Genomic DNA, 6,222 nt, shown 5'->3' with positions numbered 1-6,222 from the left:
GGAATAAGATTTACAACCACCTTGCGTCAAATTTAACTCACCATGCTCCAATACCACCGTGACAAATTGTTGCGCTTGGGTAGGTGATCAGAGCGCCCAACAAAATGGTGATCGGAATTTTTCGCTTCCTTATATATATAGCTATTTTGTATCGATAAACTTTATAGCCGAAAAAATATATCAATGGAGTATATAAAAAAATTGTAATTAAGGGAATATATGCTATGCTAGATAGTGATAGAGAGAAAACAATAAATTGAAAGGAGAGACAAAGTGAGGCGAAAGTGAAACGGGATCAAAGGGAATAAAAGTTAAGTAGTAGACAATACATATTGCATTACCACGAATACAATTAACAAAGTAGATTTAAAACACAGTAAGTAAATGAGATGAATACTAGATTGGATAGTCGGAATAAAATTATTTTTAGGATTGGCAAACTTAATGTTGTTTTATTTATTCTTTCTGATATTAGATCGTTAAGTTTATTTGTTGTGTGATCTTTGAAAACTGAAAAATAAAGGGAGTGGTCTATATTTCTATAGGTACAACGTCATTAGTTTATGTAAACTGTCTATTTATCTTTAATTAAAGATATTTATTTAATGAACAGAAAGGAGAAATTTTGACACAATCAACAAGGAAAAGGATTACTGTTTCAGATGTACTAACTGAGCATATCCACAAGTGGCAACGTGGAGATATTATTACAATTGAAGCTGGCACAGGTGTTGGTAAAAGCCACTTTATAAAAAATGAACTCTATCCCATAGCTAAGAAAGAGAGAGCTAGGATTCTTTTCTTTCTCAATCGAACTAGGCTAAATGAACAGTTTCAAGAGGAAATTAAAAGGGATGGGAAGTCGGATGTAATTACAATTATCTTGTATCAAAAGTATGAATGGAGCTACTTAAAAATAGTGTGGTTGTCAAAGAGGACTATAAGTACATAGTATGCGATGAGTTTCACTATTTTCTAACTGAATCAAGGTACAACAAGAACACCGAAGATTCATTTTATGCGATGATCAATGAAACAAGTAAAATAAGAATATGTATGTCTGCAACTGCTGATGCAATGATTGCATTCTTAAAGTATAAAAATATAAAACACGAAAGTTATTCTATTCCTCATGATTACAGTCACATCAAGGAATTGATTTTCTATCAGAATGACAAAGTGTTGGAAAAGTTTCTACGTCAAATACCCAAGAATCACAAAGCGATCTGTTTCACTAAAAGTTCAGCTAAGGCGTTCAAACTACATGATACATTTAAAAACTCTATGTTTGTCTGTTCTCCTTCTGGAACTGCTCCAGAGAAAAAGCACATGGACAAAGAAAAGGTTAGTAAGATGCTGATTGATGAAAAGTTTGACGAACAGTTTGTATTCAGCACATCTACCCTAGACAATGGCATCAATCTAAAGGATAAACTAATCAAGTATGTGATTGTCGATATTATGGATATAGACGTTCTGATTCAGTGCTTAGGGTAGGAAGAGGATCGTCGACCAATCAGATAAAGTCACTGTAATCATCAAAAATATCTCGAATAAAATGTTGAACAAACTGATCAGAGACTGTGACAAACAGATCGAACCTGCCTTATACCTACAAGAACATGGAACATCAAACTATGTGGAGAAGTATAGGAAACAGCCTAATCGTATTGTATATGACCGTCCAGTAAATAATGAAGTTGGATATGATAAAGCTATCAATGATTTGATGTTCTTCAAAGAAATCTATGACAAGCAGTTTTTTGAACAAGTAGTCAGTGAAGAAAATGGATATATGAACTACATAAAAATGAAGCTCCAACAAGATACATATACAATATTGGATGATACATATGAAAAGGCTGATATTACCGATTACTTAGATACAATTGTAGGTAAACGTTTATACAAGGAAGAACAAGCAGAATTAATTAAAAAAGTAGACTTGCGTGATGGAAGAGGCAGACAACAAAAAGATGTTGAGCAATTCAATATATATTTTCAAAAGAATAGTCTACCATACAATATAAACAATGATTCTAAGATGAACAAGGATAGAAGAAGACGATTAGATAATGGTGATGCCAATCCAAACTATAACAAGAGGTATTGGATATTGGCTAAACATATAGTTTTTGACTAAATGTTGCGTCCAAACGGTGGGAAAATGCCTATATAGATACCCACAATCCATAAAATTGATAAATAATTCTTTGTTTATATAGCTTTTTGTGCGTCCAGAGCATGGATACCATAATCAAATTGAAAAAAACAAAATCAGGAGCAAAGGGGTGAATTGCCGTAGGCAAGAGGGGAAACGGTGACAAGTAATACTACTATGCAGCGTTGCGGAATAGTTTTATTGCCACTGAGTTTCCCTTGCACTTAAAGCTTTTAAAGGTCAAGTCCAAAAGGCTCTCCGCAAGCGCTGCGCTATTGCTACGTCATCCAGTCACAAGTGACTGTCTGTAATTTGGATTCTCTTTATTGTTTACAGTTACATAAGCAGCAAAAAGATGTGGAAGCTGATTTTGATTCCTTGGCTTTGTTGTACATAAATTATGGGTATTATAGCGCTAAAATTAATTTGGGGACTCATCTTTACGTTTCCCATGCAGCAGCATAGACTTACCATAGAGGCGGTTTGTAGATTAGATGTAATGAAGTAGCCGACTTATTTCTATAATGAGGTGTTAATCATGGACGGTAAAAAATTTGTTCTTATGCTTTTACTTTTTTGCTTGTTGGGTATTATAGGGCTAATGTCTTTAATCTACGGATTCATCTGGTTAGTATTCAATGGATAGCTTATAAAATCAACATTTGATCACAAAATTTGGAGGCAATAATTTGAACGAATCAAGACAAAATGCAGGTAGAGGCAGACCAAGAATTTTAAGTGAAAAAGAGATTAAAAGTTGGCAAGATACATATGGTGAAGATATTCAAATTGTGGAGCCTGAAACGTCAATTTACTGATTTGACTGAGGTTCAGAGAGTGAACAGGATATGGTAATGAAATCAGCAACAGATAAGCATTACAAAATTGAATTGCTTTATGATGTTAACGCGACAAACGGGCTGGGACAATCAATTTATAAAAAGGTAAGTTTTTTTGTTGAGGAAGACGTCTTTGATAATTATAAGATAATTTTGGTGCATGATAAAATTTTTAATTTTAGATCATAGTATTTGTTTATTTTACTGCCTTCGGGCAGTTTTTTATGGGGGTATGCTACATTCATAAATTGATTTTTTTTATAATTGCTATGATATGGTTAAGACTGTAAAACAAATTAGCCACTAAATTACTTGACCATAAACCAACCAATTGATAAAAATTGATTGCATATAACTTATGAATATATTATTTTAAATCACCTCAAAAACCTTGATGCGTAAGGCTTCGGCAATATTGACAGCATCTCTCACCTGTTTGGGTATACGATTAATATCTCCAAATCCAAGCCAACGAATAGCGAATTCATTGCGATGGTGGCAGATAAGCTGCGGATTGAGAATAAAGTTTCCTGAAAGGGTTAGAATGATTGTTCCGAGCTTGGCTGTTTTGAATCGATAAACTTATATGTAGCATACCAATTGATACCGTTATTTATTGGGGTTGTGAAAAATCCAATAAATAACGGTATTTTTGATATTTGTGAAGGCTAATGCTTCATCAAAAAAAGCTATTTTAAATCATAGAATGGGTAAATGAGGGTTTTAAGCATACATTCCACGCTGTTTATAAAACAAACCAGAATCAGCTTCACTAATTATCACAAGTAAAATTTTCCTTTTGGAAACAGTTCTGAAAAATCTCTTTAGATTGATATAAACAATGTGTCGATTCATGTCGATATAATATGTACTATGAAGAGATTGAAGGGAGAACGTATGAAATTTAACATTCGAGCAAAATTGTTATTGGGTTTTCTTGCGGTAATTGCTTTATTGATCATCATTAGTTTGGTGTCCATATCAAAAATGAAGAACTTGGGTGACACTTCGATGGAAATTGATAGCCATTGGATGCCAAGTGTGACTATCCTGGGAACGCTAAACGGTGATATATCTGATGTAGAACGGCTTTCCTTGAATATTGTTGTAGAAACCGACCCGGCAGAAGTGGAGAAAGTTCAGGCGGAATACGATAAGGTTTTGAAAAAGATCGAGAGCGGCCGGAAAACATATGAAAAATTAATTGCTACTCCTAAAGAACGTGAAATGTATGATGATTTCTCCAAAAAATATGCAGATTACCTAAATAAGTTGCCAGAAGTGATTGCAGCAGGGAAAGCTAACGATTATGTTCAATCCAGCATTCTGCACAAAGAATCCTATGCACTATGGGATAGCGCGAACAATAAGATCACAGAGCTCATCAAGCTGAACTCAGATGGCTCAAAACAGATTACGCAAGAAGGCGTTGACAACTTTACCTCAGGTAGACAAATGGTCGTCGTTTTAAGTATTGCGGCTATTGTATTGGCACTGATTATGGCATTCATCATCGCCCAAATTATTACTAAACCCATTTTGCGAATCAGTCGTGCTGCTGAAAGCATTGCATCGGGTGATCTCACAGGTGAAGCTATCGTCGTGAAGGGTAAGGATGAGATTAGCACGTTGGCACATTCCTTTAATACGATGGTTGAAAACCTTCGCCAATTGATTCAATCGGTTAGTAAGACGACTGAAATGGTAACCACATCCTCAGAGGAATTGACGGCCAGCGCAGAGCAAAATAGCCAAGCTTCTGCACAAATAACCGAAACGGTACAAGAAGTAGCTACAGGAACGGGCGAACAGGTGGATATGGTGACCAAGTCGTCTCAGGCTATTGAGGAAATGTCCATCGGTGTAGAACAAATTGCTATCCGTGCGCAAAATGTATTTGCATCTGCTCAGGATGCGGCCCACAAATCAGCTGAAGGTAACCAATTGATTCAACAGGCTGTTACGCAGATGAACGCTGTAAATCACTCCATGGAGGGATTGGCTGGTCTTATGGCTGGATTGGGGGAGCGTTCAGATGAAATTGGCAAGATTATTGATGTAATCACCAATATTTCGAGTCAGACCAACCTTCTTGCTCTGAACGCTGCGATTGAAGCGGCCCGCGCAGGAGAACACGGTCGCGGATTTGCTGTAGTTGCGGGTGAAGTGCGCAAGTTGGCTGAACAATCGGCTCATTCTGCTCAACAAATTACAGAACTTGTTGGTTTAATTCAAAAGGACACCGCCCATGCGATCGAGGCTGTAGCGTCCAATGGAAAAGATGTCATGATAGGTCGGGAAGTCGTTCAGAATGCAGGTGCTTCTTTTGAACTGATTCAGGAAACTGTTAATAAAGTAGCGAGTGAGATTGAAGAGGTATCCGCTGGATCAGAGCAAATGTCTGCAAGTACGGATGAAGTTGTTGGTTTTGTCAAGCAAATTTCAGCGATTGCTGAGGAAGCTGCAGCCGGAACACAGCATGTGTCTGCTGCAACACAAGAGCAACTGGCATCCATGGAGGAAATTGCTTCATCTGCAAGAAACCTGTCTACCATGGCAGAGGACCTTCAAGGACAAATCGGCAAGTTCAAAGTATAATTCGGATCAACATAGATTAAGCTGAGATTCAGCAGAGACAGTGTGTGTAATAACACGCTGTCTCTTTTTATTTTGTAAGGGCGATGGAAGCGATATAATGATGGGATTGTATGTTTTGAGGAGGAAGATTATGGATAAAAATAAATCGACTTTTTAGAAAAGAGGAAAAACTTGTGTTAGACGTGGCTATGCCCGAGAAAATAGTGATTGTTCATGTATGGGAAGAAGAACTTGATTATGAGACAAGCGATGCTTTCTTATCAAGCCGGGGTAGGTTATATATGCTTTGGATTGGCTAACATGTACAACATGACAGGAGCATTTGAATTTGAAACGCTATAATATAAATTGGGTATTGAAGATGTCAAAAGGACTCTAGGCATAGTAGCAGAGCTTTAAGGGATACAGTTTTCAGCGAGGGGATATTATCGTTTTTTAGAAGGATGATGTACAATTTGTAAAAAGGGTTATTGGACTTCGACGGGATAGCGTTTTTGTACTGGAGACAATCCGATGAACAGCACAGACAGTCGTTTTCCTGGATATATTTCAATGGATAAGGTTATAGGCAAGGTTATTGTATTGAACGGGATTCCGTTAGACGAAACAGGATAAAGCTTGTAC

Annotated in this window: 5 protein-coding genes and 2 pseudogenes; all 7 read left to right on the top strand. The window is 36.7% G+C overall.

The window, feature by feature from the left end:
- Window positions 1–625 precede the first annotated feature (625 nt).
- Window positions 626–952 (top strand): DEAD/DEAH box helicase family protein, encoded by a 327-nt coding sequence (locus tag C1I60_RS26375; protein WP_137063534.1) that lies wholly within the window; start codon window positions 626–628, stop codon window positions 950–952.
- 71 nt (window positions 953–1,023) lie between these two features.
- Complete coding sequence (locus C1I60_RS21450) at window positions 1,024–1,497, top strand: P-loop NTPase family protein (protein ID WP_170970866.1); 474 nt, start codon at window positions 1,024–1,026, stop codon at window positions 1,495–1,497.
- Window positions 1,498–1,639: 142 nt separating this feature from the next.
- Window positions 1,640–2,143: a hypothetical protein gene (locus C1I60_RS21445; protein ID WP_170970865.1), complete on the top strand. Its 504-nt coding sequence runs from the start codon at window positions 1,640–1,642 to the stop codon at window positions 2,141–2,143.
- A gap of 707 nt (window positions 2,144–2,850) precedes the next feature.
- Window positions 2,851–2,979 (top strand): hypothetical protein, encoded by a 129-nt coding sequence (locus C1I60_RS26240; RefSeq protein WP_289306538.1) that lies wholly within the window; start codon window positions 2,851–2,853, stop codon window positions 2,977–2,979.
- A 429-nt stretch (window positions 2,980–3,408) separates the two neighbouring features.
- Window positions 3,409–3,534, top strand: a pseudogene (locus C1I60_RS21440) (sporulation initiation factor Spo0A C-terminal domain-containing protein); the annotation flags it as partial.
- 363 nt (window positions 3,535–3,897) lie between these two features.
- Window positions 3,898–5,598, top strand: a complete 1,701-nt coding sequence (locus tag C1I60_RS21435; protein WP_137063531.1) for a methyl-accepting chemotaxis protein — start codon at window positions 3,898–3,900, stop codon at window positions 5,596–5,598.
- 504 nt (window positions 5,599–6,102) lie between these two features.
- A pseudogene (locus C1I60_RS25935) lies at window positions 6,103–6,213 on the top strand (hypothetical protein); the annotation flags it as partial.
- Between the last annotated feature and the right edge of the window lie 9 nt (window positions 6,214–6,222).

Source organism: Paenibacillus terrae (assembly GCF_005217525.1).
In the GTDB taxonomy this organism is placed as follows: Bacteria; Bacillota; Bacilli; order Paenibacillales; family Paenibacillaceae; genus Paenibacillus; species Paenibacillus terrae_C.
Note: the sequence above shows the minus strand (reverse complement) of the source record. Positions and strands in the feature narration are given on the sequence as shown.